Genomic DNA, 26,547 nt, shown 5'->3' with positions numbered 1-26,547 from the left:
TTTTTTTCTCATTTTGAAATAAATGGAAAATCGGCTTTAGATGTAAAAATTTATTGAAACCTTTCACTGACCTCGTGGGAAAATATCTAGTTGAATAAAGTCTAAAATTACTCATTTTTCCTTGTACAGATGTTGTGACTTTCTGAGAAGGCGTGCTGTTTTACGAATGGTAATGGCGGTAAACTTGTTATTACAGTCAATTATTAATAAAAAAAAGAAATATGGACCAGAATTGGAGCAAAATTTTCGTTGGTGACCTTAATTTCAGCTTTGCGTTGGAAATAGTCGTACGAACACTTATCATGTTCAGTATGGTATTGCTGATTTTAAGGTTATCTGGAAAGAAAGGCGTGCGACAATTGTCCCTGTTCGAGGTCGCCATCATCATCGCACTCGGTTCTGCAGCAGGAGACCCTATGTTTAGCAAGGAGACCCCGATCCTTCCCTCCGTGATCGTATTCATTTCAATCATCGCACTTTATCGGGCCATCACCTATTTTGCGATGAAGAGTGAGAGATTCGAAAATATCATAGAAGGAGAACCTATCTATGTCATCGAGGATGGAGAGTTCGTGTTGGGAATAAGGAAAGACCATACATTCGCATAGGATGAGTTCTTTTAGTGGTTTTTTCGCTTATCATTTGATCAGCTTAGTATTGTTTTTCTTATAAACTTTTGCATCGAACTTGTAATATCTTGCCGCTCTGTGCGAAACATTGGTTTCCATCTCATCCAGCGGAATGATATAATTAAAAGAAGCGATCTTCTTGTGGAAATTTTTGATATCAATGTATCGCTCACTTAGATCGTTGTACAGTTGATAAAGTTGCCTGATCGTGAATTTTTTGGGCAACAATTCGAAGATGATCGTGAAATCGGACTCGATCCATTTTCTGATTTCGATCAAAGATTCTTTCACGATCAGATTGTGGTCAAAGGGTAAATTTGGGATTTTATCAATCGGAAACCAATCCACCGTATCATACTTTGTACTGTTCATCTTTTGATCGATCCTGCAAAGCGACAGATAAGCAACTGTGATAATTCTATCGATGCTTGATTTATATTCTTCCTCCATCCATTTCGCATCTTCCGGATCGCTGGCGCGGTTCGGATCCGCAAAACACCTGAATTGTTTGAGAACCATCTTTTTGATCCCCGTGATCTCATGCAATACCCTTTGCGCCGCATCATCCACATCTTCATCACTTAAGATCAGGCTTCCTGGCAATCGTCTCTGTTTTTCCATCTGAGCCTTATCGCGGTTTTTTAGGACCAAGAGGATATTCAGTCTGTTCTCTTTGTCGAAGCCGAAGACGACACAATCTACAGAAACGTATGTGTGAATAAAATTATAATTCATTTTAATAGCAGGATTTAAGTGATTAACAAATATAACTATTACTTTCAATACGCAGTACTCAATTTAATTAACTAAAAAACAGCATATTATACCATTACAATAATATTAATGGAATACATTAAATGATAAGCTTACTGTAATTTTTATGATATTAAAATGTCGCCTCGATTTCTGAACGATTTCTCCTCATTTTTTCTTGTTTAATAAAATTCTCCTTGCGCCGACAAGATTTTGGTTAATTAAAAGTGAGAAAAAGCACCACGACAAGCCAAAAACAGCCTACCTTATCATACTTTTCCGAATAAGTTCAGAATTGATGACATTTCACGATTTCTCATTTAATAATGCATTGTTAAGTCAACAATACAATACCTTAACATGAAATAAAATTTAATTCCATAAAAACAACCTGTCAATTAAGAATAATTCTATATTAAACCCATGATTTTACAAAAGAATTTACAATCATGAAGTTCATAGGATATGATGTCGGAAGCTCATCGATAAAAGCATCCATCGTAGATGAAAACGGAAAAGTGATCGCTCACGCGAAATATCCTGAAAGTGAGATGGCTATTGATTCTCCAAAGATCGGCTGGGCAGAACAAGACCCGGAACAATGGTGGCAAAATCTTAGAATTCTGACTCAAAAAATAATTGCAGAAAGCCACATCGACAAAAACGAGATCAAAGGCATCGGGATTTCTTATCAGATGCACGGTTTGGTTTTGGTGGGAAAAGATAAAGAAGTTTTGCGTCCGTCCATCATCTGGTGTGACAGCCGTGCGGTAGAAACCGGCGACAAAGCTTTTGATGATTTGGGTGAAGAAGTCTGTATGAATAAACTTTTGAATTCACCGGGAAATTTCACCGCTTCGAAATTAAAATGGGTCAAAGAAAATGAGCCGGAAGTCTATGAAAAAATCTGGAAGTTTATGCTTCCGGGAGATTTTATCGCTTTAAAATTAAGCGGTGAAGCAACAACAACCGTTACCGGACTTTCAGAAGGCGTGCTTTGGGATTTCCAGAAACATCAGGCTTCAAAAACCTTATTGAATCATTGGGGAATTGATGAATCTTTGGTTTCAACAGTGGTAGACAATTTTACGGAGCAATGTGTAGTTTCAAAACAAGGTGCTGAAGAAAGTGGTTTGCCTGAAGGAATTCCTGTTTTGTACAGAGCCGGAGATCAGCCGAATAATGCATTATCATTAAACGTTATGAATCCCGGAGAAATCGCTGCTACAGGTGGAACTTCAGGCGTTGTTTATGGTGTGACAGACAATATTCATTCTAAAGAATCTGTGCGTGTAAACAATTTTGCGCACATTAATCATACGAAAGAGCAACCGAGAATTGGGAAAATGCTTTGTTTAAATGGCGCGGGAATTCAGTACAGCTGGTTGCGTCACCAGGTGGATCAGAAAAGACATTCTTATCAGGAACTGAATGATCTGGCTTCACAAATCCCAATCGGATCAGACGGAATCATCGTTCTACCATTCGGAAATGGTGCGGAAAGAGTTTTAAAAAATAAAGACATCGGTTCGTCTACTTATAATGTGAATTTTAACCGTCACAAAAGTGTTCATTTATTCAGAGCTGGATTGGAAGGCATCGCCTACTCTTTCGTTTACGGCACTGAAATTCTGATGAATGACGGTTTACAGAAAGGAATTATCAAAGCCGGTGGAGACAATTTATTCCGTTCATCTCTATTCGCGCAATCGATTGCAACCTTGTTAGATACGGAGATTAGAATTTTCGATACGACTGGTTCCACAGGAGCAGCAAGAGCAGCGGCAATCGGAGCGGGAGCATTTGAAACCTTAACGGATATTTTAACCGAAAAAGATATTACCACAACGTACATTCCTGATTTTAAAAATATGGATCAGTACAGAGAAAGTTATGGGAAGTGGAAACATAAATTGGAACAAGTGATAAGCACGACTTAGTCTCGATTTAATGGTTAAAGTTCATTTTGAAAGACAAAGTTGCAGCCCGACTTGAACGGAGCACTTTTTCTGAAAAAATGGATGGGAAATGCGCTGGTTTTTTCAGAAAAAAGCGGGAGTGGAAGGCGGATAAAGCTGCCCAAATAAAAATGTTAGACAAATTTTAAGAATCAATAAAATATAAAATCAAAATAATGGCAATTACGACAGGAAACAAAGAGTACTTTAAAGGAATAGAAAAAATCAAGTTTGAGGGAAGAGAATCAGATAATCCGTTGGCATTCAAATTTTACGATGAGAATTTGGTCGTTCGTGGAAAAACGATGAAAGAATATTTCAAGTTTGCATCTGCTTACTGGCATACATTCTGCGCAACTGGTGGAGACCCGTTTGGTGCAGGAACTCAGCAATTTGACTGGTTAACGGCTTCTGATGCAAAACAGAGAGCAACAGAAAAAATGGATGCCGCTTTCGAATTTTTCACCAAATTAGGTGTTCCTTACTACTGTTTCCACGATTACGATTTGATTGACGAGGCAGATAACTTTACAGAATCTACCAAAAGACTGGAATTTATTACTGATTACGCTAAAGGAAAGCAGGCTGCTTCTGGTGTGAAACTGCTTTGGGGAACTTCCAACTGTTTCTCAAACCCAAGATTTATGAACGGTGCGGCAACCAATCCTTCATTTGACGTTTTGGCGTACGCAGGTGGACAGGTGAAAAATGCTTTAGATGCTACGATAAAATTAGGTGGCGAAAACTATGTATTCTGGGGCGGCCGTGAAGGTTATATGTCTTTATTAAACACGAATATGAAGCGTGAGCAAGAGCACATGGCGAAGTTTTTACATTTGGCTAAAGATTACGCAAGAGCTCAGGGATTCAAAGGAACTTTCTTCATCGAGCCAAAACCGATGGAGCCTACAAAACACCAGTACGACTTCGATGCTGCGACTTGTTTAAATTTCCTTCGTCAGTACGATTTATTGAATGATTTTAAATTAAATCTTGAAGTTAATCACGCTACTTTGGCTCAACATACTTTCGAGCACGAACTTCAGGTAGCTGCAGATAACAATGTTTTGGGAAGCATTGATGCGAACAGAGGAGATTATCAAAACGGTTGGGATACAGATCAGTTCCCGGTTGATTTGTACGAAATGACTCAGGCGATGTTGGTGATTATCCAGGCTGGAGGTTTCCAGGGCGGAGGTGTTAACTTTGATGCAAAAATCAGAAGAAACTCAACCGACCTGGAAGATATTTTCATCGCTCACATCAGCGGAATGGACAATTTTGCAAGATCGTTCCTGGCTGCTGATAAAATTTTAGAAAAATCAAAATATTCTGAGATCAGAACCAACAGATATTCTTCGTTTGATTCTGGAAAAGGTAAAGATTTCGAAAACGGAAGCTTATCTTTAACAGATCTTGCCACTTATGCTCAAGGATTAGGTGAAGTTGGAAGAGAGAGCGGAAAGCAGGAATATCTTGAGAGTATTATTAATCAGTATTTATAATTTTTAACTGCGAATTGCACGAATAATTTTCACAAATAGCACGATAAGCTGATTTGTGAAATTAGTGAAGACATTTGTGCAATTTGTGTTTAAATAAAACTTTTAACATTTAAAACTAAATCAAGCTATGCAAATAATAGATTCCGGTCCTAAATATTCTTCAGGAACAAAGGCGCAGATCAACATGCTGTACGTTACTGTACTCACGTTGGTCGCCACTTTGGGAGGGCTTTTGTTTGGATACGACACGGCCGTAATTTCAGGAGCCGAGAAATCGATTCAGGAATATCTGATCATTCCACTAGGATTGAGCTCACTGGCACACGGAGCGACCATCTCGAGTGCATTGATTGGATGTATCATCGGTGGCGCTATTTCCGGGATGATCTCCACGAAGCTGGGAAGAAAAAAATCATTAATGCTTTCTGCATTTCTGTTCTTCATCAGTGCTTTGGGAGCGGCGTATCCTGAATTTTTATTCTTCAAACACGGCGAACACTCCATGGGTGTTTTGCTGGCATTTAATTTTTATAGGATCATTGGTGGAATCGGTGTGGGACTGGCTTCGGCGGTCTGCCCGATGTACATTGGCGAGATTGCACCTGCCGAAATACGTGGTAAACTGGTATCACTGAATCAGTTTGCCATTATTTTCGGGATGCTCGTGGTTTACTTTGTGAACTGGGGCATCGCAAGCGGACAAACCGTAGAATGGATCAACGAAATCGGATGGCGATATATGTTTTTGTCACTGACGATTCCTTCTGCCCTATTCGGTATCCTTTTATTTTTCGTTCCTGAAACACCGCGCTATCTGACGTTCGTTAACAAAGATGCAGAAGCGCTGAAAATTTTAACTAAAATCAATGGTGAAGCGCGTGGAAAAGAAATTTTCTCCGAGATAAAAAGCACCGTTGTTGAACATAAAAGTGAAATTTTCGCATTCGGGAAAACCGTGATTTTGATTGGAATTTTACTTTCTGTTTTCCAGCAGTTTGTGGGAATTAACGTGGCTTTATACTACGCTCCAAGGATTTTTGAAAGTATGGGTGTTCAAAAAGATTCATCGATGCTGCAAACTGTGGTGATGGGATTGGTGAACGTTGTATTTACTGTTATCGCCATTTTCACGGTGGATAAATGGGGAAGAAAGCCTTTATTAATCACAGGTTCAGTAGGAATGGCAATTGGAATGTTTGCGATTGCAATATTATCATATTATCAGATCATCGGAATTGCCACTTTGTTCTTTATCATTGTTTACACCGCGTCATTTATGATGTCCTGGGGACCGATTTGTTGGGTTTTGATCTCAGAAATATTCCCTAATAAAATACGAGGAAGTGCGATTGCGATTGCTGTTGCGGCTCAGTGGGCAGCAAATTATTTAATTTCATCTACCTATCCTTTTATGATGGAATTCAGTGGTGCTTTCACATACGGATTTTACGGTGTGATGAGTGTTCTGTCCCTGTTCTTCGTTTGGAAATGGGTTCCTGAGACCAAAGGAAAATCTCTTGAGGAGATTGAGAAGGTTTGGGAAAAATAAAGTTTGAATTTAATTTTTAAGATAAAAAAACCACCGTATCATCGGTGGTTTTTTGTTTTTTACTTAGTCTTGATAAACAATTTATAATTAATTAAAAATATGGATAAAAAGGACAAGATCAAAATTGGAAGAATCGAATAAGTACCAACATAATATAGTTCTTCATTAAATAGATAAGTGCTCCAGGATGATTCTCTATCCACAAAAACAGAGTAATCCCAGAAAGACCAAATGGTGATCAAAAGCAAAAACTGAATGACAATTATGAAAATTTTGCTTCTGATTTTATTTAAAAACCTAAAGATGATTGCCAACAAAACAGCAGTTATCGAAGACATATAAAAAGCATCTTCTACAAACCAACATTCCAGACAGGAACTAGACATCCTTTCCGACAAATGTCCCATCGACCAATAAAATTGTAAAAATGAAGCTGCAAAAATAATTGCTGCTACAAAAAGAATTTGTCTCAGGAATCTCACAATCTTATCTTTACTTAATCTCTCCATAATCAGTCAATTAATTCTAATAGATTTACTTAATTAGATCATCTTTAGTCGCTCTTCCTCCAGATCAATTTGGAACAATTGCTGGCGGATGATCTCCTCGTTGATCTTAGGATCTTTGTTCAGTTCTGACAAATATTCTCTCTGTATTTCCAACATTTCCACAAAAATGACTTTAGTTTTTTCATTCATCCAACTGTCGTCTGTCGCTTTGGTACGCTCTTCCCAATGTTTCAGGAACATTTCCAGTCCTGCGTGGTCTTTCAATTCGTTTTCATATTTGGATTTTAGAAATTGATAAACATGTTGTTTTAGTTCCTTTTTAATCTTCTGCTTGGTTGACTGCTCACTTTCTTCAGCGAAAATGCCATCGAAAAAGCCAGTCCTTCTAATGATGTAGGGCAACGTAAGACCTTGTACCAAAAGCGTCAAGAGGATCACAACAAAGGTGATGAATAATATCAAATTCCTATGTGGAAACGCCTCACCATTGCCCAGAGTTACCGGAATTGCCAAAGCTGCAGCCAGGGAAACCACGCCACGCATGCCTGTCCAACCCAATAAAAGAGGCATCATCCATCTTCGTGTTCTGGAAGAGGGATGAGGCTGAACGCTAGGTCGGAAAATGATTGTAGCAATAAGCGCCGCATACGAACTGATCATTCTGGCAGCAATCAAAATAGCGGTCACCAGAACCCCATAACCGATGGCTGTTTCCAACGGAATGTGATCGTCCCGAAGTCCGTCCACGATCTCAGGAAGTTCCAATCCGATGATCAAAAAGACAATCCCATTTAAAATAAATATCAAACTTTCCCAAACACTGTATGCATGGATCCTACTGGTACTATTGAGAAATTTCAATCGTCTTGCTGACATAAAAAGTCCACCGGCAACCACAGCCAAAACACCTGAACTATGGAGCTGTTCTGCGAACCAATACATCAAGTATGGTTCGATAATCGTCAAAGCAATGTCGGAAGGTGCATCGGTTGGGAGCAGTTTGTGTGCTTGAACGAAAAGCCATCCCAAAAGCAAACCAATTCCTGCACCGCCAATCACCATCCAGAAGAAACTCATTGTTGCATCCTGCCAAACAAACCGCCCAGTTCCAACCGCAACAAGCGCAAATCTAAAGATGATAAGCGAAGAAGCGTCATTCAGAAGGCTTTCTCCTTCAAGAATTGCGGAAGTCGATTTGGGAATTTTCACAAATTTCGTGATCGCACCAGTACTCACCGCATCTGGCGGAGAAACTATCCCACCAAGTAAAAAACCTAAGGCAATTGTAAATCCGGGAATAAAATGATTGGCAACCAGCGCTACAGACAAAGCTGTGAAAAACACGACCAGAAACGCAAAACTACCGATGATCCGCCACCATTTTTTCATCTCTTTAAAGGAAATGGTCCACGCCGCTTCAAATAATAATGGCGGTAGGAATATGAAAAAGATAAGGTCGGGATCGATTTTAATAACAGGCAATCCGGGAATAAAGCTGATCGCCAAACCACCGATTACCAATAAAATAGGATAAGCGATTTTCAGTTTGGTGGCAAACATATTGAGCAAAACGATCACTGCGACCATTGCCAAGAGAAAAGGTAAAAGACTGTGCATTTTAGTATTCGTGTTTTAAGCTACAAAAATAACAAATACATCGACTTTATAAAATACAAATTTTGCGGCTTGCTTCCTAATGATATTCATCATATTAATTTTATTAAATCCTTAATAATTTAATATTTTTTGTAAATATTCAAAAATAGTTCAACTGATTTTCATCATTGATTACCGACCTAACAAATATCATATCTGATTTTTCGTCAACCATTATCAATAAAAGACAAAATTAGAATTAAGAAAAAATTAACATTTAGACAAAATCGATAAGCATTATCGATAAATTTTATCAATTATACAATAAGATACAATCATAAGATTTTTGTCATCATAATATAATATTGTATTCATTAATAACATTATACCTTTGACATATCAAAATAGGGAAATATTTAATTATAACAATCAAATTTTACGAAAATGAAAACAACGAAAAATCTATTTGGCTTGGCAATTCTTTTAGGAGCAACATTCTTACCTCAATTATCAAATGCTCAAAAATTAAATCAAAAATCTACAGCAATCACAATCTCTGGAACATCGCCGATGCACGATTGGGAAATGAAAGGTTCTACCGCCACTTTCTCAGGTGTTGTGAATGGAAATGCAATCACCAACATCACCTATACAGTTCCTGTAAAAACCCTGAAAGCAGAAAAAGGAAAAACGATGGAAAAGAAAGCCTACGAAGCTTTGAAGTCCGACAAAGCACCAAATGTGACCTTCACAGCGACTTCCATTAACCTAGGAAAAAGCAATGCTGCAGGGAAATTGACCATTGCTGGAGCTACCAAAAATGTTTCGTTCCCAGTATCGATCGTCAAAAAAGGATACTCATACATTATCGATGGAACAGAAACCATCAAACTATCAGAATTCGGAATGGATCGCCCAGGTTTCATGGGAATCAAAACCGGCGATGTGGTCACTGTAAAAGTGAATGTGGTAGCCGAATAACTTTTTAATAATAACAACTAAATATTTAAATATCATGAAAAGAAATCTACTGAAAGCCGGCCTCATCGCAGCTTTACTGACCGCAACATTTGGATTCGCACAGGAAGGCAAACTGGACAATCTAAAACCAAGAGACAAACGTGGATTGACCGTTTTTGAAAATCCAAAAGATACCGTTTCAACCTTTGATCACTTGAGAGTGAAAGTGGGTGGCGCATTTGCCCTACAGTTCCAAGGCTTGAAACACGAGAACAACGCAACGCCTGTAATCAATGCCGCTGGCGTAAATACAAATCAATTGTTTGACCTGGGAAATAACATCAACCTTCCAACTGCAAACTTAGACTTAGACGTTGCTTTGTACGATGGTGTGAATCTTCACTTGAGAACATTCCTATCTTCTCGTCACCACAACGAAACCTATGTGAAAGGTGGTTACTTGCAAATTGACAAACTGGATTTTATCCAGAAAGGTTTTGCTGAAGACATTATGAAATATACTACCATCAAAGTAGGTCAAGACCAGATCAACTATGGTGATGCGCAACTCAGAAGATCAGACAACGCTTACGCCATCATGAATCCATTTGTAGGTAATTACTTGATGGATGCTTACGCCACTTTCCCTTTTGCAGAGATTTACTACAGAAGAAACGGCGTAATCGTGATGGGTGGTGTGACCAACGGAAAATTGAACCAAACGGCCACTGGAGGCACAAGCCCTGGAATCTACGGAAAAATCGGTTACGACAAACAGGTCAACGAAGATCTGAGAGTCAGATTGACAGGCTCCGCATACAACATCGCAAGAGCACCAAGATTGGATTTCTATAATGGCGACAGAGCTGGATCAAGATATTACTTCGTGATGGAAAACACAGCCGCCACATCTTCTGCTCAAATGAGAAGCGGAATGGTAGATCCGGATTTCCAAAACACATTGACCTCATTCATGATCAATCCATTTGTGAAATACAAAGGACTGGAATTCTTCGGGATCTTCGAATCTGCATCTGGACGTAACTTGACAGAAACTGAAAGAAGAACCTACAACCAATATGCAGCAGAATTGCTTTACAGATTTGGCAACGACGAGAACTTCTACTTCGGCGGCCGATACAACAAAGTAGACGGAAAAATAATCACCGGAGAAGACATCAGCGTAGACAGATACAACATTGGCGGAGGTTGGTTCATGACCAAAAACATCCTGACAAAATTGGAATACGTGAATCAAAAATACGACGGCTATCCAACGACCAACATCAAAAGCGATGGAAAATTCAACGGATTCATGTTGGAAGCAGTGATCTCTTTTTAAATATTTAGTTAATAGCAGCAGGGGAAACTCTCGGGAATCCTCTGCTTTCTTTAAAAATCAAAAGTCATGAGACCTTTCTATATTTTACTCCTTTTCTTGACCACGATCATCCAAATCGGTGCACAGGAAAACTTCGTGAAGATCAATGGCAGTACAAACGTCAGTAGTTTCCAATGCACCAACAGCAAATTCAAAAATGAAGCTTATTCCTTTTCAGAAAAAAACCTACCGAATATCATTTTGAAAGTCACAGATTTCGACTGCGGCAACAAGATGATGACCAAAGATTTCCAGAAGATCCTGAATGCAGAAAAGTATCCGGAAATGACCATCAAGTTCCTCAATTTCACTAGAAATCAAAAGAAATTCCTTGCCGTTGTGGAAGTCAAAATGATGAACCAAAGTAGAAAGTACAATGTAGAATTCAATTTAGAGAACAATAAAATGGTTGGCCGAAAGAATGTCAAATTCAGTGATTTCAACATCACGCCACCAAAAAAAATGGGCGGAATGGTCGTGGTAAAAGACGATCTGGATCTCACCTTCAGCTTATCGACCAAAATTTAAATCATACTTTTTCATACAATTAGATTTTTCAATCCAACATCACTGGTTTTCCGGTGATGTTGTTTTTGTTATTAATTTGGGCAGCTTTTCCGCCTTCCACTCCCGCTTTTTTCTTTTCGTTGCCTGAGCTTAGTCGAAGGCAACGAAAAGAAAAAGAGCTCCGTTCAAGTCGGGCTGCGCTTCGCATTGATCGACGATCCTATTTCCAAATCAAATCAGAATCTCAATTCAAAACCTTTTATCATCTTAAAAACTACAATCCATAAATCAAATTTCAAAATTTAAAAGCTGTCAGTCTGAGGTTCTCGAAGACCAATAAAAACTCAATTTCTGAAAGAAATTATCCATTGGAAATCTTTGTAAGTCTGAGGCGAAGTTTATCCCGAGCCAAACGAAGGGAAGACCAATAAAAAAAAATCTATTTCTGAAAGAAATTATCCACTTGATTTTTTGTCAGTCTGAGGTTCTCGAAGACAAACAAAAACTCAATTTCTGAAAGAAATTTCAAATATGAATTTTCAAATTTTAAAACATTTCAAATTCGTAAATTTGCATTGTGAATATCAACCAAGCAGACCTTAATGAATTAGAATTTCCGGAACTTCTTTCGGAGATCGCACCTTTCGCATTCTCGCCAAAAACGGCAGACAAGATCATGGAACTTCGGCCAATGCCAATAGACGAAGCCGAAATATCTTTGAAAAAAACCTCAGAATTCCTTTCAAGCTTCGAAAGCTCAACAGCCGTTCCATTCGACCAGTACGAAGACATCGAAGAAGAATTGAAACTGATGCTGATCGAGAATTTCCGATTGGAAAACAAATCCTTCATCAGGATTAAAACGATGACGGAACAGATCGGGAAATTGCAACGGTTTTTCCCGCAGCTTTCCGAACTTTTCCCAACACTTTTGGAAGAGGTCAAACACTTGGAATTCCGAAAAGAGATTGTTGATAAAATCGATAAAGTCTTCAACCGTTTCGGAGATGTAAAAACCGAAGCGTCGCCAATCCTGAAAACACTTAGAACAGAAATTCAGCACGCCAGAAAAGCAATTGATGAGAATTTCAACAGAGCACTTTTCAATTACGGGCAAAGTGAGTTTTTGGACGACATCAAGGAAAGCATCATCGAAGACCAACGTGTTTTGGCGGTTAAATCCGGATTCAAGAAAAGAGTGAACGGAAGAGTTTTGGGCATTTCGAAAACAGGCTCCATCACTTTTGTTCAACCGGAAAGTGTCGTAAAACATTATTTCAAACTAAAAGAAAATCAGGAGGAAGAGAAAAAAGAGATTGACAAGATCCTCAGAAAACTGACAGCCGAAATCGCTGAATTTCAACCGCAGCTTTCAGATTATCAAACTTATATTTTTGATCTGGATCTAATTCGAGCGAAAGCAAAATTTGCGGAATTGGTGAATGGAATCCTTCCAAAGATCAACCGACATCAGACTTTGAGATTGCGGGAAGCTTTCCATCCGTTGCTTTGGATCAGAAACAAAAAAGAGAAAAAAGAGATCTTCTCACAGACGATTTCTTTGACCGAACACAATAGAATCGTCTGCATCTCCGGACCAAACGCAGGAGGAAAATCCATCACCCTGAAAACCGTTGGATTGCTGCAATTGATGATCCAAACTGGCATCTTGGTGCCTTGTCATCCAAAATCCGAAATGTTCTTCTTCGAAAAAATCATGACGGACATCGGTGACAATCAATCCATTGAAAATCATTTATCAACATATTCTTCCCGACTGAAAAAAATGTCTGGAATGATCAAACAGGCAGATGCAAGATCACTCTTATTGATCGATGAATTTGGAACTGGATCCGATCCGGAATTGGGTGGCGCGTTGGCAGAAAGTTTCCTGGAGTTTTTCTACGACAAAAAGAGTTTCGGCATCATCACCACGCATTACACGAACATTAAGCTGGTTGTGGAAAATCTTCCCGCAGCGACAAATGCCGCGATGCTTTTTGATGAAAATTCACTTGAGCCTCTTTACAAATTGGAAGTTGGACAAGCCGGAAGTTCTTTCACTTTTGAAGTGGCGGAGAAAAATAGAATTCCAAGATTCATCATCAATTCTGCCAAGAAAAAAGTGGAACACGACATTGTTAATCTTGATAAAACCATCGTGAAACTTCAGCAGGAGAAATTCGAGGTTGAGAAGATCAAATCTGACCTTTCGGAAAAGCGAGATTCCGTAGAAGACAAACGTGACAATCTTCAAAAACTGAACGAACAACTTCAGCAAAAACTTCATAATTTCCAGAAATTGTATGAAGACGAGCATCGCAAACTTCAATTCGGGAACAAAATCGAATCTTTCATCGACAGTTACGTGAAAGGGAAATCCCGAAAAGATGTGGTAAAAGATTTCGTGAAGATCTTGGAACAGGAAAAGTTCCGAAAAATCGGCGTGGACAAAGACGAAAGCAAACGTCTGCAAGTCATCAAACGAAAGATCACGCAGCAACTGAAGAAGGAGGACGTTCAGGAAAAGATTGTAGAAACCAATGAAAAATTAGAAGAAAAACGCGTTGCAGAACGTGCGATCTGGATGAAAGTTGGTCAGCGCGTCCGCATCAAAGGAAGCGCAAGCGTTGGGACGATAGATGAGATCAAGAAAAACAAAGTCACCGTGAACTACGGAACTTTCAAAACCACGATTGATTCTGGGGAATTGGAGCGGATTTAAATAAATTAGACTATGAAAATTGAATATAAAATAGAGCAATCTGAGTATATAAAGCTCATGTTTTTTCAAACTTACAAAAGACCACTTTTTATTGGCATAACTCTATTAGGACTTGTATTTCATCATTGAAAATTTGTTTTTATACGAAATGTTCTATGAGTTCACATCTTTGTTTATTGTACTTTTCACTTTAGTTTTTTATCCGATTCTGCTTTATGTGAGATTTCAGAAATTTTATAGATCACACAAGATTTTAGGTTTACGAACGATTTCAGAAATTGATGAGAAAGGATTTAGTGACGTTGGAGAAGGCTTTGAAGCAAAAATTCTGTGGGAGAATATCTACAAAGTCAAAGAGCTGAAAAACTGGATATTAGTTTATCATAATTCTACAGCATACGGTTTTTTACCAAAAAGAGTTTTATCAGGAAATCAGATTCAAGAATTTAGAAACATCGTGACCCAAAAGAATATCAAATCTGAATTACTAAAAGATTAAATAAAAAAAAGCGACCAAATCAGGTCGCTTTTTTTATGCGTTGAAGTGAGATTTCACTTCCTCCAGAACTTGCTGTTCACTAAGCTGTGAATCTGTTCCTAGTTTGATGTTTAGATTTTTGTACTGTGCCGTTTCCAGAAGGTGATTTCTCAATTCCTCTTGGGAAGTTCCAGGGCCAGTCACGTAAAGATCGGTACTGTTCGTGATCAACTTTTCAATTTCTTTGTAGAATTTCAATTTGTTGGATTGCTCTGCATTGTTCGCTGCATTTTCACTTGAATTTCCGTGCTGGATCTCCGCTTTTACCGTATCAACAACTGCAAATTCTGTTACTTCCTGAGAGTCGTGATTGGTCACTACGATTGCTTTTGTTCCGTCTATCCATAGACCGGCTACTTTTTTATCACTCATAATTTTTTGATTTGAATGATAACTTCCAAGGTTCGTGCTAATGGGCTGTTAAAGGAACGTTAAATGTTAATTTCTAAGAAAACAAATGTTTCCAAATCAAATCTAGGAACAAAAAATCCTTACTCTTAGTTCTTAATAATTTTACTTCTTTGAAGTTCCTTTCCATTTTTATCCTTCAAGACGACAATGTACACACCATCAGAAAATTTGGAAAGATCTACTGAAGAGGAATTTCTGCTTATCAAAACCCTTTGTCCAACGGTATTATAAACTTCTACATCAGCAGCCACAGACCAATTAACAGACGACCTTGTTGGATTTGGATAGATTTTCACATCGCCTTTAGAAATATCATTAAGACCCAAAGTAGAATTGCAATTAATGCTGTAAGTTGCGCTCGCGTCTTTTATCCAATATTCTAATGAGGCATAATTATTCGCAACTTCCATATTATCAACCTGAATGCACGAAAGGTCGGGATTCCCAGTCAAATCCACATAGACCAAAACTTCATTATTTGCGTTCTTCAAATTAACAGACAATAATTGATTGCTATTTGCCAACAGCAACTCCAAAAGCTGGTTGTTGCTGACATCCAAACTCTTCAACTTTCCATTTGTGAAGTCCAAAGCCAGCAATGCAGTGTTTTTGCTTAAATCGATTGTTGTATAATTATTTCCGATCGCATTCAAGATTGTCAACGCCGGGTTACCCGTCAAATCTAAAGCAGTCAGCGGATTGAGGTTTACGGTTAGCATTTCCAAGGCAGCATTGTTCTGCAGGTTCAAAGATGCAAATTGATTATTACCAGCATCCAAATTGATCAAGTTTGTATTTTTGCTCACATCCAAACTGGTCAAAAGATTGTTTTCACAGATCAGGTCGGTCAAGGCTGTATTCTTGGTAACATCGATTGTCGTGAACAAATTGTTGGAGAACGCCAAAAATGTCAGAAGCGTATTTTTGGAAACATCCAATGTTGAGATCTGATTGGTATGAAAGTTCAACTCGGTCAATGCCAAATTCTTCGTCACATCCAACGTTGAAAGTTGATTGCCAGCACAGACAATGCTCGTCAATGCAGTATTTTTGCTAACATCCAAAGTTGTCAGAAGATTACCAAAGCAACTTAATTTTGTAAGACTTACGAACGCCTCCAGGCCAGTCATACTTGCTATTCCCTTTGAGGAGCAGTCGATAGTTCCTGTAAAAGCAGCTGCTTCGGATACCTGTATTTGAGCATCTCCATTGGTATTGATCGCTGGACTACTGACAAGATAAGCCTTGAAGATCGGATCTGGAATTGTTACGTTTTGCGCTTTGCAAAATAGAGAAAAAGCAATTGATGCTAAAAAAAATAGTTTTGTTTTCACAGTTTTAATTTATTTAGGAATGTTTTACTAATGAATTTATTACCATAAATTATTATCGATGCAAATTTAATAATTTTAATACTCATTTTTTACCTTCCACAAATTTATTTACCAAAAAAAAACACCGAAAATATCGGTGTTCTTAATAATTACGATCTCAGTGATATCAATGATGATAAACGTCGTCATACATCACGCCAGCTTCTATTCTAACAGGCAATTTGTTCGCTTCCGGAACGATCGGGCAGTTGTAATCATACGCATTGTACGCACAAAATGGCTGATAAGATCGGTTGAAATCCAGAACGATTTCGTCACCTTTCGGAATACTCAGATCCATATATTTTCCGCCGCCATAGGTTTCCTTGCCATTGGTCTCATCTCGGAAAGGCAGGAAAAGATGGTCTTTGTACTTTTCCATTTTGATCAATCTTAGATTTTGATAGATCTTTAAAGCATACTGTTTTCCATCGATCTCGAATTCCGCAGTTCCAAACTCCTGATAACTTTGAAATTTCCCCGATGATGTAGGCAATTCAAACGGCACTGGATCTTCGGTCTTGATAAATTTGGCAGTCACTCGATATTTCAAATCGATCGGGAAGAACGGATGCTTTTTGAAATTCGTCAGATTATCACCTCGCAACGGCGATTCTTTCGGATTCAGATATTCGGCGTCCAGTTCTTTTTGGAACTTTCGTATTGCGTCGATGTTTTCCTTTTTGGTTTGCGCATTCAAAAACAAAGAGAATATAACGAATAAGAAACTTAATTTTTTCATAGTTTAATTTTAAAATATTTTGGGCAGCTTTATCCGCCTTCCACTCCCGCTTTTTTCTTTTCGTTGCCTTCGACTATGCTCAGGCAACGAAAAGAAAAAGAGCTCCGTTCAAGTCGGGCTGCGGGTTTCAAGCTTTAAAGTGCATTTTCACATTAATTTTTCGGTTCATCGTCCGAACCAGGAATGATTTCCACCTTTTCAATTTTCGTTTTCTTGACCAAAAAATATTTGTCAAAAGTCGATTTGAAGATTGGAACATCCTCATCCTCACCCATCAGGAATCCCCAGGATTGAAGACCTTCCACCCTATCGAAAATGATTTTCATAATCGCCAAAACTGGTATCGTCAGCAGCATTCCTGCAATTCCCCAAAGCATCTCGCCAATCACCAGACCGATGATCACGATCAACGAATTGATCTTCACTTTGGAACCCACGACTCTAGGCATAATAATATTACCATCGATCGCGTGGATCACCACAATCGTAATGACAATGAACAACACGTGACTTACGCCGGAAGTTGCAAACGTGATCAAAGCACCGATCAAAAGCGCCGTGAAAATCCCGATGTAAGGCAGAATATTCAGAATTCCGGTGAGAATCGCGAGCATGAAGTTATATTTCACACCAATGATTGTGTACGCTATCAAAGATAGAATCGTGACAATGAGCATCTGGAGAAATAATCCAACCAAATATTTCTTCACCATAAACTGGATATTATCGATGATCTCGAAAACTGTTTTGTGGTAGGTCTCAGAAAAACTTGCGACCAAGAACTTAAGCAAATGCGTTCTGTACAAAAGAAAAAACAAGGTAAACAAAAATGTGAAACCCGTTAGCATCAAAACATAACCTATGGACTTGAGCGCGGTTTCCAAAATTGCCGTTCCAGTACTGATGGATTTTTTTGCCGTATCATTCAGATACAACAACTGATCTTTTCTACGCACCCCAAATGTTCTGGAGATCCAACTTTGCAGATCATCCGTCAGATCCATGAATTGTTTTTGGAACTGAGGCCAGTCATTGGAGAGTTTCGCCACCTGAATAGACAAGCCGTAGATCACGCCGCCGATGATCGCCAAAGCCAAAAGACTCGCCACGACCGAAGACACACCTCTTGGGAGTCGCAATCGCTTCTCCATGAAACGACACATTGGCATAAGCAAGATTGCGATCAACAATCCCAAAACCATTGGAATCAAAATCTGCTGACCAATGATGGCCAAAAATCCTAAGATCAAAATACTGATCAGGATGCAGGAAAGTTTGAGGTAAAATGGGTAGGTTTGATTCATATTATAATATTTATGATTCACATGATATTGTTATGCCAATGTGGTAGGTCTTGCTATAAATAACAAAACAGAATGTCAATTAAAATCCAATGAATCTCATTACATCAAATTCTATTGGAAATTCACTCTGATGATCTTATCTTTTCCTGCCAGAATCAACGTATTTTCATCCAGCCATTCGCAGGTGTAGAGATTTTTCTCTTCGGAGATCTCGGTCCATGTTTTTCCGAAGTCTTCCGAAAAGCTGATATGCTGATCGCCGACCGCGACAATCTCTTTTCCTTTGGTCTTCGGACGGAATTTGACGCAGGTCATGTAGCCGGCGTTTTGTCCGCTGGCTTGGATCTTCCAGGTTTTTCCGCCATCGTTTGTGGTCGCGATGTTGTTGATATTATCAGATTGTTTGGTGTAATCTCCGCCGACTGCGATTCCGAAGTTTTCATCATAGAAATCTATGGAATAGATGCCTTGGGAAGATGTCCCTTGCGTGAAAGGTGTTTCAAAAACTTCCCAGTTGCAATCTTTGTTTCTCATTCTATATATTCTGGATTTTTTCCCGCCAGTTGCGATCCAAATCGCATCTCCAAAACTTGAGATATTCGTATTACTTGCGGCAAATGCAGCTTCACCTTTTTCTAAGTATGGAAAATCTTTGCAATCGTTGCAGTGGATCCATTTTGCACCGCCGTTTCTGGTCTGAGAAATATTTAAACGCTGATTGTTTGTCGGGTCACTAAATGCAATTCCAAAATTATTGTCCGTGAATTTCAATGCGTCATAAAAAGCAGTACTGTCTTTGTCATTGAAAACAACTTTATAATCTAAATTTTTTTTATCAATTTGAAAGAAGTAAGCTGGACTTTCTATATTGATGGCGTAGAAGTTTTTCTTGTTTTGAGCCAAAGTTCGAAACTGCAATTTTTTGTCAGAAAGTAAAATTTGCTTCTTCTCAGATCGATCCTTCAGATCTACAAATCCAAATTTGGAATCTGTTCCAGAATACCACACTTTCCCGTACCAGAGTTGTATGGCCCGAATGCTGATCTTGTCGGTCAACAAAGTGTCGACCTTGAATTTTTGGGAGTAACCGAATATGGAGATCAAGAGGAGGAGGAGACTTAGTTTTTTCATTTTATAAATTTAATGAAAGTTTGTAAAATATTGTGAATTTATTGGATGCTTCTAAAACCTCAGCATGACAATGTAAATATTGGTTTTTTGCAATGTGTAATATGTCAATTCCCTCCTAACTTTGGCAAAATGTGATTGACAAACCAAGCCCATAGCCCCGATAGTAGCGGTTACCCCACAGCAAGCGAAGGAAAAAGCCTTGGAGCGAGGAGTAATAGCGGATAGCGGGATGAAGCTCCAAAAAAAAATTCCGCACGAGGCGGAATTTATATTTTTAATGTTTGTTGTCGATATCGACGTCCACTTCTTCCAAAGGTGTTTGCTCTGCCTTGAAAGTCTCTCCAAATCCGCCATTCTGCATCTTGGAATTTCTTTTACTGTAAAGGAAATAGATGACGAAACCTAACGCCAGCCACGCCAATGAGTACTTCTGAGCTTCTGGACTAAGGTTGAAAATCAAATAAACGTTGATCAAGATCCCAAGCGTTGCAACAACCGGCAACATTGGAACTTTGAAGTTTCTTTGAAGATTCGGTTCTTTCTTTCTCAAGATCCAAACCGCTACACAAACCATAGTGAAGGCAAACAATGTCCCAAAACTGGTCATGTGCGCCAAGTCGTTGATCGGCGTGAATGCTGCAACTACTGCGATCACTGCGCCCAAGATGTAAAGATTCTTTTTGGGAACACCTGCTTCGGCATCAACTTTTGAGAACGTCGAAGGGATCAAACCATCTTTTGACATTCCCAAGAAAATCCTGGATTGTCCCATGATCATCACCATCAAAACCGAGATCAAACCTACTGTAGCTGCAATCGTGATGATGTAACCAGCCCAAGCCTGTCCTGCAATATCAAAAGCGTAAGCAACCGGTGCTTTGATCGCGTCCGGATATTTGCCTAGTGGATTGAAGTCTGTGTAATGCATCATTCCGGTCAAGACCAATGATACCAAAATGTATAAAACCGTACAAACCACCAATGAAGTGATGATCGCAAAAGGAACGTCTTTTTTCGGATTGATCGCCTCGCCTGCTTGTGTTGAAACAGCATCAAAACCTACGTACGCAAAGAAAATTGCGGCCGCTCCGGCGATGATCCCACTGTAACCATAGGCTGGTTCGGATTTTCCGTTCTCAATTATCGTTGTAGCTTCTGGAATGAAAGGTGTCCAATTTTCAACATTGATAAAAAATACACCAGCTACAATCACGAAAATAATAGCAGACACTTTCAGTATTACGATAAAGTTATTGGCTTTAGCTGCGCCTTTAGTTCCTCTTACTAAGATTGAGATCACTACCAAAACGATCAGTAGCGCGGGAAGGTTCAAGAACAGTTTGAAATTCAAAAGTTCAGGTGCGGCGTTGAAATTATTGATGGTTTCTTGAAAAGCCTGTAATTTCTCCAATGGCAATCCTCCAGCAGCAATCTGTGAAGTCGCTTCTCCAAAGGCTTTCTTCGCAGTTCCTGGATCTGTGGTCATCCAATAAGGTAGATGCAGACCGAACATCTTGAGCAATTTCCCAAAATAGCCGGACCACGAAACGGCGACCGTCATTGATCCCATGGCATATTCCAAGATCAATCCCCAACCAATGATCCAAGCGAAGATCTCCCCTACTGTTCCGTAAGCGTAAGCGTAAGCCGAACCTTCAACTGGTAATATCGATGCAAATTCTGCGTAACAAAGTGCTGCAAAAACACAGGCGATGCCAGCTACAACAAATGAAAGTGCCAACGCGGGACCAGCATTATAGTAAGCGCCTGTACCTGTTAAAACAAAAATGCCACCTCCAATGATAGCACCAATTCCAATAGCCGTTAAACTCCATTTCCCCAATACGCGTTTCAGCTGACTCTTTTTGATGTCTGCTTCATACGCTTCCATTGGCTTCTTAATCCAAATGTTTGCCATAATCTAATTTTTTTATCCCCAAAAAAATGAGGGGCTTTTCTTCTGTTTGTTTGTTTTGAATTACGAAAATATTAAAAAAATGTCATCCTTAACTTTTTTTAACTAAATAATTTTACTTATTTGTATTAATTCCAGATTTTACCAGACTTTCTGAAGCTTAATAATTATCTTTGAAAATGGATTTTTTACAAACTCTCACTGCGCAGTACAGTTCCTACGAGACTTATCTTATTTATTTTGAAGCAATTGCTGTTATCTTTGGTCTACTTAGCGTTTACTTTTCCATCAGACAAAACATTTGGGTGTATCCTACAGGCATTATTTCCACGGTGCTTTTCATCTATATCATGTACGTTTTTGGACTATTGGGCGACATGTTGATCAACATCTATTACACGGTGATGAGTGTTTATGGCTGGATTCTTTGGTCAAAACATTCGGATGACAACATCCACGTGGAAGTCAAAAAAGCAAGTAAGAAAGATTGGCAGATCGGAAGTGCCTTATTTGTGGGAAGTCTGGTATTTGTGGGATTGGTCTATTATTTCAAACCTTATATTGATAATCAATTTTCTATGACCGGTGTGAGGCTGGGACTTTACCACCTCGATTGGGCAAACTACACCGACATCATCACCACTTCTTTATTTTTGGTCGGGATGTTTTTTATGGCCAAACGGAACATTGAGAATTGGATCTTTTGGATCGTTGCCGATTTTATCTGTATCCCAATGATGGTTTACAAAGGATTGGGAATCACAGCCATCCAATACATTATCTTTACAGCGATGGCAATCATCGGCTATTTGGAATGGAAGAAAAGCTTAGCGAAAAATGAGACTTTCCATCAAATTTAGCAGGAACTTTTTAATTGCTTCCTGATAACTTATCAGCGTATTCTTTTGAGAAAAGCACTTTATCTTCTTGTAGTTTTTCCAAAGTGGTTGGCAAAATGTAATGGAAAAGATATTCGTCCTTATCATCTACGAATGTAATTTCCTTCTCTTCATCACCAATTAATTGTGCGAAAATATCCCACATCGATTCGCCTTTCAGTTTTAGTAATTCGAAGAAGTCGTTGGCTTTTATTGTAATTTTTTTCATGGACTTAATGTAAAAAGTATGATGTATTCTGTTTAAATTGATTTGATGAAATCCTCGTATTCATAATAGAACATTTCGAAGGCGTTCATTTTCTCGACGAAGAAGTCAAAAGTGTCTGGCCAGGTTTGTTTGTTGAAAATACTGACATTGTGCTTTTCTACCCAAATCCGGCTGATGACTTTTCGGTTTTCTAACGTATAAAATTCATCCATTTGGAATTCGCCAATCTCATCTCTCAACAGATCTTCCAGAGACTGAAACTTCTCAAAATAAGCATTTCTGAAAAGTTCATCCTTCATTTCGATATCAATTGAGACCTCCGCTTTTTTGTTGTCTGCAGAGAATTTGAAAGAAAAATCCTTGATCTTGGTGTCGTACAACAACCATTTTCTCGGAAAAGCCTTTCCAAAAGCCGTCCAGAATTCTGTTTTGAGTTGTTGCGCTTCTTGTTTGGAGAACATAATATATAAATGATGATTGATCAATGATGAGCGATTGTCAGGCTGAGGCTCTCGAAGCCTTCGACCTTGAATCTTTTTCCTTTTATCTTCTTACAAAGTAAGATCTACTTTTGCTTCGTTGAATTCCTTAATTAAATTTTCAAAGACTTTTTCTACGGGAAGAATCTCATCTATCAAAGCAGAAACTTGTCCAATCTCCAATTCGCCTTCCGTGAGATTACCTTCGAACATGCCGAGTTTTGCGCGTGCTCTTCCGAGAGTTTCTTTCAACGCTTCAACATTTCTGCCAGATTCGTACAGACTTTCCAGATTGTGGTAGAATTTATTCTTGACCAATCGAACTGGCGCTAATTCCTTCAAGGTCAATTGCGTGTCGCCTTCATTCAGTTCAACGATCTTATTTTTGAAATTCTCGTGCGAACTAGCCTCAAACGTTGCTGCAAAACGAGAACCAATCTGAACGCCGTCTGCACCGAGAATCATCGCTGCTTTCATCTGACTTCCCAATCCAATTCCGCCCGCTGCGATGAGTGGAACACCAATGTGTTTTTTCACATTCGGAATCAGGCAAAGTGTTGTTGTTTCTTCACGACCGTTGTGTCCACCCGCTTCAAAACCTTCTGCTACAACCGCATCTACGCCTGCATCCTGACATTTCACTGCAAACTTTGAACTCGCGACCACGTGAGCGACTTTGATGCCTTCTTTCTTTAAAGTTTCGGTGTAGGTTTTTGGATTTCCTGCCGATGTGAAAACGATATTCACGCCTTCCTCCAAGATGATATTAATGATCTCATCGATGTTTGGATAAAGCAAAGCGATGTTGACCCCGAAAGGTTTATCGGTCGCCGCTTTACATTTCCGAATATTTTCTCTTAGAATATCCGGATACATACTCGCCGAACCAATTAGTCCCAATCCACCATTGTTGGAAACTGCAGAAGCCAACTTCCATCCGGAATGCCAGATCATGCCGCCTTGGATGATCGGATATTTGATATTGAAAAGCTGTGTGATCCTATTCATCTCTGATTGTTTATTCTCAAATGATTTTTTGGCTAATCCAAAATCTATGAAACTGGACATTGTTTTTATTTTTTCCAAAAATAGGGATTCGTTTTTTAAAGAGCATAAAAAAGCCGGAAGAAATGACCTCCGGCAAAATATTCATTGATGCCTAATGACTTTACTTTTTGATGAACTTGGAATTTCCTATTCCGTTTTTGGTTTTCACCTTTACTGTGTAAGTTCCTTTTTCCAGTTGGGAAACGTTGACCTTTGTCGCATTTGAAGCACTGATCGATAGCTTGCCACTAAGGTCGTAGATCTCCACTTTTTCTATCGACTCTGCATTTTTGAAATTGATAAAATCTGAAGTAGGATTAGGGTAGATCTGGAAATTATTTTTTCCATTAATAGTATCATCCACAGCTAGGACAAGACCTGTGTCCTTTACCCAAGTGAAAGCATCAAGACCAAGATAACGATATTCACCACCAAGCGTAATTCGAAGCTCATCAATGATGATATTGGAATAATTCTGACCATTAAGATTAGTAAGATCAATCAGCGTATATCCATTTGTTGAACCCAAAGCAGTGGCAAATCCTGTAGATTTTGTCTGACTGTACTTTGTAACTCCTGACAATCTTCCAGTCACCGTAAGCGTTCCCACAGAGTTTTGATTGACAAAATGATTAGCTACAAACACCCAAAACCTATTGACCTTGAATAGATTAGAAGTCGTCTTTATACTAAAAGAAGAATTAGCATTGGCTAAAGTGGCAGTTCCAGTATTATCGATATACCTGCTGTCAGTTTGCGTACCATTCCATCCTGTGCCTGGGAAAACACCAATATCAAAAAGAGAAGCTGGTGCATTGTTCGATATGATGTTGAAAATCACACCATTGTCTGTAAAACTTGTACTTCCAGACGATTCTGTTTCAAACTGTTCTGTACTCGTTTGTGCATTGATAAGTACCAAACTCATCAACATCGCTGTAATTAAAAAATAGATTTTTTTCATGGTTTTAAAATTTAAAAATTAATAGTTTTATAATAAATCATTATCAATGAATATTTATCACAAATATATTATTTTAAATACTACATCTCTAAAGAAAAATCAAAAAAATGCGAATTCATTAATTTAACTTTCAATTTACATTGCCGTAACTGACCTCTTAGAGCAATTACCTTTCAGCTTTTACAATAATCAAGCAATCAGAACATTATAAATCTTTTATCTACTGAACTAATGAAATAAATTTTTAGACCTTCATACATTAATTTCCTAATCCTTATTTTTACAAAAAATTACAAATTGGACTTATCCCTAAGAACAGTTACCGTCACACGCTACATCCTGCCATTGCGGGAAGGTGGTTCTCTGCCAGCGTTGGCGGAAGCGGACGACGATTTCAAATATGTTTTGAAGTTTCGAGGTGCTGGACATGGCGTCAAAGCTTTGATCTCTGAATTGATCGGTGGGAAAATTTCGCAGGTTTTGGGATTTCGAATTCCGGAATTGGTGTTTGCGAATCTTTCGGTTGATTTTGGAAGAAGTGAAGCCGATGAAGAGATCCAAGACCTTTTGAAAGGCAGTTGCGGACTGAATCTCGCTCTGCATTACCTTTCCGGCGCCATCACTTACGATCCGGGCGCTGTGAAAATTGATTCCAAATTATCTTCTGAGATTGTTTGGCTGGATGCGTTCCTTACTAATATCGACCGTACTTTCCGAAATACGAATATGCTGATGTGGCACAAAGAATTATGGCTGATCGACAACGGTGCCTCGCTCTACTTCCACCATTCTTGGGACAATTGGGAAAAGAATGCCGTGAGTCCGTTTGTGATGATCAAAGACCACGTTTTGTTGCCTCAAGCTTCTGAATTGGATTCTGCCAATGAAAGATTCAAAGCGATATTGACGGACGACGTTTTGAGAGAGATCGCAGAACTGATTCCTGAAGATTGGTTGCAATGGAACGATACCGAACTGACGCCTACTGAAATTAAAAATGTTTACTTTCAATTCCTGACTTTGAGACGAGACCATTCTGATAACTTTTTAAATGAAGCCAAAAATGCAAGAGCAAAAGTTATATGAGTACGCGGTGATCCGTCTGGTGCCGAAGCCTGAACGTGAAGAGTTCTTCAACGTTGGCTTGATCTTATTCTCAAAAAGAGAGAAATTCATCAAGGTGAAAATCCATCTTTGTGAGGAGAAATTTCGGGTGATTCATTCGAAAATCGATTTTGATGATGTGAAGAAACATTTGGAATCCTTTGTCAATATTGCCAACGGCGAAAAGTCGGCAGGCTCCATTGCGCAACTCGAAATCCCTGAGCGTTTCCGATGGTTGACGGCTGTGAAGAGTTCTATCATTCAGACTTCTCGCCCGCATCCTGGAGCGAGCTTGGATTTGGAGAAGACTTTTGAGAGATTGTTCGAGGAATTGGTGTTGTGAAAAATTTTGAACGAAAA

25 protein-coding genes are annotated in these 26,547 nt (G+C 38.9%); 12 read left to right on the top strand and 13 right to left on the bottom strand.

Annotated features, from left to right (window positions below):
• Positions 1-221 precede the first annotated feature (221 nt).
• Positions 222-608: a DUF421 domain-containing protein gene (locus BMW39_RS03515; protein WP_034977968.1), complete on the top strand. Its 387-nt coding sequence runs from the start codon at positions 222-224 to the stop codon at positions 606-608.
• 30 nt (positions 609-638) lie between these two features.
• Here the strand turns inward: BMW39_RS03515 and BMW39_RS03510 are convergent, their stop codons facing one another.
• Complete coding sequence (locus BMW39_RS03510) at positions 639-1,364, bottom strand: NUDIX hydrolase (RefSeq protein ID WP_034977291.1); 726 nt, start codon at positions 1,362-1,364, stop codon at positions 639-641.
• A 467-nt stretch (positions 1,365-1,831) separates the two neighbouring features.
• On the opposite strand from BMW39_RS03510, the gene BMW39_RS03505 reads away from it, so the two are divergent.
• The 3 genes from BMW39_RS03505 to xylE all read left to right on the top strand — a co-directional run bounded on the left by BMW39_RS03505 (position 1,832) and on the right by xylE (position 6,394).
• Positions 1,832-3,322 carry a xylulokinase gene (locus tag BMW39_RS03505; protein WP_034977288.1) on the top strand — a complete coding sequence of 497 codons (1,491 nt, stop codon included), beginning with the start codon at positions 1,832-1,834 and terminating at the stop codon, positions 3,320-3,322.
• Between the two features lie 194 nt (positions 3,323-3,516).
• The gene (xylA, locus tag BMW39_RS03500) at positions 3,517-4,845 is read left to right on the top strand and encodes a xylose isomerase (RefSeq protein WP_034977285.1); all 1,329 of its coding nucleotides are present in this window, start codon (positions 3,517-3,519) and stop codon (positions 4,843-4,845) included.
• Between the two features lie 127 nt (positions 4,846-4,972).
• The gene (gene xylE, locus BMW39_RS03495) at positions 4,973-6,394 is read left to right on the top strand and encodes a D-xylose transporter XylE (protein ID WP_074719287.1); all 1,422 of its coding nucleotides are present in this window, start codon (positions 4,973-4,975) and stop codon (positions 6,392-6,394) included.
• Positions 6,395-6,453: 59 nt separating this feature from the next.
• Here the strand turns inward: xylE and BMW39_RS03490 are convergent, their stop codons facing one another.
• Together BMW39_RS03490 and BMW39_RS03485 are read right to left on the bottom strand one after the other, a co-directional pair.
• Complete coding sequence (locus tag BMW39_RS03490) at positions 6,454-6,903, bottom strand: hypothetical protein (RefSeq protein ID WP_034977282.1); 450 nt, start codon at positions 6,901-6,903, stop codon at positions 6,454-6,456.
• Between the two features lie 33 nt (positions 6,904-6,936).
• Positions 6,937-8,520 carry a Na+/H+ antiporter gene (locus BMW39_RS03485; RefSeq protein ID WP_034977279.1) on the bottom strand — a complete coding sequence of 528 codons (1,584 nt, stop codon included), beginning with the start codon at positions 8,518-8,520 and terminating at the stop codon, positions 6,937-6,939.
• Positions 8,521-8,943: 423 nt separating this feature from the next.
• Here BMW39_RS03485 and BMW39_RS03480 point away from each other — a divergent pair, with 423 nt between their 5' ends.
• The 5 genes from BMW39_RS03480 (at position 8,944) to BMW39_RS03460 (ending at position 14,571) form a co-directional block, all read left to right on the top strand.
• The gene (locus BMW39_RS03480; protein WP_034977276.1) at positions 8,944-9,480 is read left to right on the top strand and encodes a YceI family protein; all 537 of its coding nucleotides are present in this window, start codon (positions 8,944-8,946) and stop codon (positions 9,478-9,480) included.
• A gap of 34 nt (positions 9,481-9,514) precedes the next feature.
• Positions 9,515-10,801 carry a hypothetical protein gene (locus tag BMW39_RS03475; protein WP_034977273.1) on the top strand — a complete coding sequence of 429 codons (1,287 nt, stop codon included), beginning with the start codon at positions 9,515-9,517 and terminating at the stop codon, positions 10,799-10,801.
• Between the two features lie 66 nt (positions 10,802-10,867).
• Positions 10,868-11,368, top strand: a complete 501-nt coding sequence (locus tag BMW39_RS03470; RefSeq protein ID WP_034977268.1) for a YceI family protein — start codon at positions 10,868-10,870, stop codon at positions 11,366-11,368.
• A 556-nt stretch (positions 11,369-11,924) separates the two neighbouring features.
• The gene (locus BMW39_RS03465) at positions 11,925-14,072 is read left to right on the top strand and encodes an endonuclease MutS2 (protein WP_034977266.1); all 2,148 of its coding nucleotides are present in this window, start codon (positions 11,925-11,927) and stop codon (positions 14,070-14,072) included.
• Between the two features lie 133 nt (positions 14,073-14,205).
• The gene (locus BMW39_RS03460) at positions 14,206-14,571 is read left to right on the top strand and encodes a YcxB family protein (protein WP_131474344.1); all 366 of its coding nucleotides are present in this window, start codon (positions 14,206-14,208) and stop codon (positions 14,569-14,571) included.
• A gap of 33 nt (positions 14,572-14,604) precedes the next feature.
• On the opposite strand, the gene BMW39_RS03455 is transcribed toward BMW39_RS03460, so the two are convergent.
• From BMW39_RS03455 to BMW39_RS03430, 6 genes are all read right to left on the bottom strand, one after another.
• Positions 14,605-14,982 carry a hypothetical protein gene (locus BMW39_RS03455; protein ID WP_034977261.1) on the bottom strand — a complete coding sequence of 126 codons (378 nt, stop codon included), beginning with the start codon at positions 14,980-14,982 and terminating at the stop codon, positions 14,605-14,607.
• A 125-nt stretch (positions 14,983-15,107) separates the two neighbouring features.
• On the bottom strand, positions 15,108-16,355 hold the full coding sequence (locus BMW39_RS03450; protein ID WP_051879999.1) for a T9SS type A sorting domain-containing protein: 1,248 nt from the start codon (positions 16,353-16,355) through the stop codon (positions 15,108-15,110).
• 166 nt (positions 16,356-16,521) lie between these two features.
• Positions 16,522-17,136: a DUF1684 domain-containing protein gene (locus tag BMW39_RS03445; protein WP_034977258.1), complete on the bottom strand. Its 615-nt coding sequence runs from the start codon at positions 17,134-17,136 to the stop codon at positions 16,522-16,524.
• 152 nt (positions 17,137-17,288) lie between these two features.
• Positions 17,289-18,440, bottom strand: coding sequence for an AI-2E family transporter (locus tag BMW39_RS03440; RefSeq protein ID WP_034977255.1), 1,152 nt, complete (start codon positions 18,438-18,440; stop codon positions 17,289-17,291).
• 111 nt (positions 18,441-18,551) lie between these two features.
• Complete coding sequence (locus BMW39_RS03435; RefSeq protein WP_034977253.1) at positions 18,552-19,571, bottom strand: WD40/YVTN/BNR-like repeat-containing protein; 1,020 nt, start codon at positions 19,569-19,571, stop codon at positions 18,552-18,554.
• A 274-nt stretch (positions 19,572-19,845) separates the two neighbouring features.
• Positions 19,846-21,489, bottom strand: a complete 1,644-nt coding sequence (locus tag BMW39_RS03430; RefSeq protein WP_051879998.1) for an APC family permease — start codon at positions 21,487-21,489, stop codon at positions 19,846-19,848.
• Between the two features lie 176 nt (positions 21,490-21,665).
• Between BMW39_RS03430 and pnuC the strand changes: the two genes are divergently transcribed.
• Positions 21,666-22,346 carry a nicotinamide riboside transporter PnuC gene (gene pnuC / locus BMW39_RS03425; protein ID WP_034977251.1) on the top strand — a complete coding sequence of 227 codons (681 nt, stop codon included), beginning with the start codon at positions 21,666-21,668 and terminating at the stop codon, positions 22,344-22,346.
• Positions 22,347-22,356: 10 nt separating this feature from the next.
• Here pnuC and BMW39_RS03420 read toward each other — a convergent pair whose 3' ends face one another.
• From BMW39_RS03420 to BMW39_RS03405, 4 genes are all read right to left on the bottom strand, one after another.
• On the bottom strand, positions 22,357-22,593 hold the full coding sequence (locus BMW39_RS03420; protein ID WP_034977249.1) for a hypothetical protein: 237 nt from the start codon (positions 22,591-22,593) through the stop codon (positions 22,357-22,359).
• Between the two features lie 32 nt (positions 22,594-22,625).
• The gene (locus tag BMW39_RS03415) at positions 22,626-23,054 is read right to left on the bottom strand and encodes a DUF4268 domain-containing protein (protein WP_034977244.1); all 429 of its coding nucleotides are present in this window, start codon (positions 23,052-23,054) and stop codon (positions 22,626-22,628) included.
• A gap of 90 nt (positions 23,055-23,144) precedes the next feature.
• A complete protein-coding gene (locus BMW39_RS03410; protein ID WP_034977958.1) occupies positions 23,145-24,080 on the bottom strand; it encodes an NAD(P)H-dependent flavin oxidoreductase in 936 nt (311 codons plus the stop codon).
• Positions 24,081-24,240: 160 nt separating this feature from the next.
• Positions 24,241-25,083, bottom strand: a complete 843-nt coding sequence (locus tag BMW39_RS03405) for a T9SS type A sorting domain-containing protein (protein ID WP_051879997.1) — start codon at positions 25,081-25,083, stop codon at positions 24,241-24,243.
• A gap of 297 nt (positions 25,084-25,380) precedes the next feature.
• Between BMW39_RS03405 and BMW39_RS03400 the strand changes: the two genes are divergently transcribed.
• Positions 25,381-26,169 (top strand): HipA family kinase, encoded by a 789-nt coding sequence (locus BMW39_RS03400; protein WP_034977241.1) that lies wholly within the window; start codon positions 25,381-25,383, stop codon positions 26,167-26,169.
• Positions 26,147-26,530 carry a DUF3037 domain-containing protein gene (locus BMW39_RS03395; RefSeq protein WP_034977952.1) on the top strand — a complete coding sequence of 128 codons (384 nt, stop codon included), beginning with the start codon at positions 26,147-26,149 and terminating at the stop codon, positions 26,528-26,530. Before BMW39_RS03400 ends, BMW39_RS03395 begins: the two co-directional genes overlap by 23 nt.
• Positions 26,531-26,547: the final 17 nt, after the last annotated feature.

This window comes from Epilithonimonas lactis (genome assembly GCF_900110605.1).
Lineage (GTDB): Bacteria > Bacteroidota > Bacteroidia > Flavobacteriales > Weeksellaceae > Epilithonimonas > Epilithonimonas lactis.
This window is presented reverse-complemented; position numbering and strand designations above follow the sequence as displayed.

Coding starts and splice junctions, on each gene's coding strand:
- BMW39_RS03405 (WP_051879997.1), bottom strand. CDS start 25,083: ATGAAAAAAATCTATTTTTTAATTACAGCGATGTTGATGAGTTTGGTA.
- BMW39_RS03455 (WP_034977261.1), bottom strand. CDS start 14,982: ATGAGTGATAAAAAAGTAGCCGGTCTATGGATAGACGGAACAAAAGCA.
- BMW39_RS03490 (WP_034977282.1), bottom strand. CDS start 6,903: ATGGAGAGATTAAGTAAAGATAAGATTGTGAGATTCCTGAGACAAATT.
- xylA (WP_034977285.1), top strand. CDS start 3,517: ATGGCAATTACGACAGGAAACAAAGAGTACTTTAAAGGAATAGAAAAA.
- BMW39_RS03505 (WP_034977288.1), top strand. CDS start 1,832: ATGAAGTTCATAGGATATGATGTCGGAAGCTCATCGATAAAAGCATCC.
- BMW39_RS03485 (WP_034977279.1), bottom strand. CDS start 8,520: ATGCACAGTCTTTTACCTTTTCTCTTGGCAATGGTCGCAGTGATCGTT.
- BMW39_RS03510 (WP_034977291.1), bottom strand. CDS start 1,364: ATGAATTATAATTTTATTCACACATACGTTTCTGTAGATTGTGTCGTC.
- BMW39_RS03475 (WP_034977273.1), top strand. CDS start 9,515: ATGAAAAGAAATCTACTGAAAGCCGGCCTCATCGCAGCTTTACTGACC.
- pnuC (WP_034977251.1), top strand. CDS start 21,666: ATGGATTTTTTACAAACTCTCACTGCGCAGTACAGTTCCTACGAGACT.
- BMW39_RS03440 (WP_034977255.1), bottom strand. CDS start 18,440: ATGAATCAAACCTACCCATTTTACCTCAAACTTTCCTGCATCCTGATC.
- BMW39_RS03515 (WP_034977968.1), top strand. CDS start 222: ATGGACCAGAATTGGAGCAAAATTTTCGTTGGTGACCTTAATTTCAGC.
- BMW39_RS03410 (WP_034977958.1), bottom strand. CDS start 24,080: ATGAATAGGATCACACAGCTTTTCAATATCAAATATCCGATCATCCAA.
- xylE (WP_074719287.1), top strand. CDS start 4,973: ATGCAAATAATAGATTCCGGTCCTAAATATTCTTCAGGAACAAAGGCG.
- BMW39_RS03480 (WP_034977276.1), top strand. CDS start 8,944: ATGAAAACAACGAAAAATCTATTTGGCTTGGCAATTCTTTTAGGAGCA.
- BMW39_RS03415 (WP_034977244.1), bottom strand. CDS start 23,054: ATGTTCTCCAAACAAGAAGCGCAACAACTCAAAACAGAATTCTGGACG.
- BMW39_RS03420 (WP_034977249.1), bottom strand. CDS start 22,593: ATGAAAAAAATTACAATAAAAGCCAACGACTTCTTCGAATTACTAAAA.
- BMW39_RS03395 (WP_034977952.1), top strand. CDS start 26,147: ATGCAAGAGCAAAAGTTATATGAGTACGCGGTGATCCGTCTGGTGCCG.
- BMW39_RS03430 (WP_051879998.1), bottom strand. CDS start 21,489: ATGGCAAACATTTGGATTAAGAAGCCAATGGAAGCGTATGAAGCAGAC.
- BMW39_RS03445 (WP_034977258.1), bottom strand. CDS start 17,136: ATGAAAAAATTAAGTTTCTTATTCGTTATATTCTCTTTGTTTTTGAAT.
- BMW39_RS03435 (WP_034977253.1), bottom strand. CDS start 19,571: ATGAAAAAACTAAGTCTCCTCCTCCTCTTGATCTCCATATTCGGTTAC.
- BMW39_RS03470 (WP_034977268.1), top strand. CDS start 10,868: ATGAGACCTTTCTATATTTTACTCCTTTTCTTGACCACGATCATCCAA.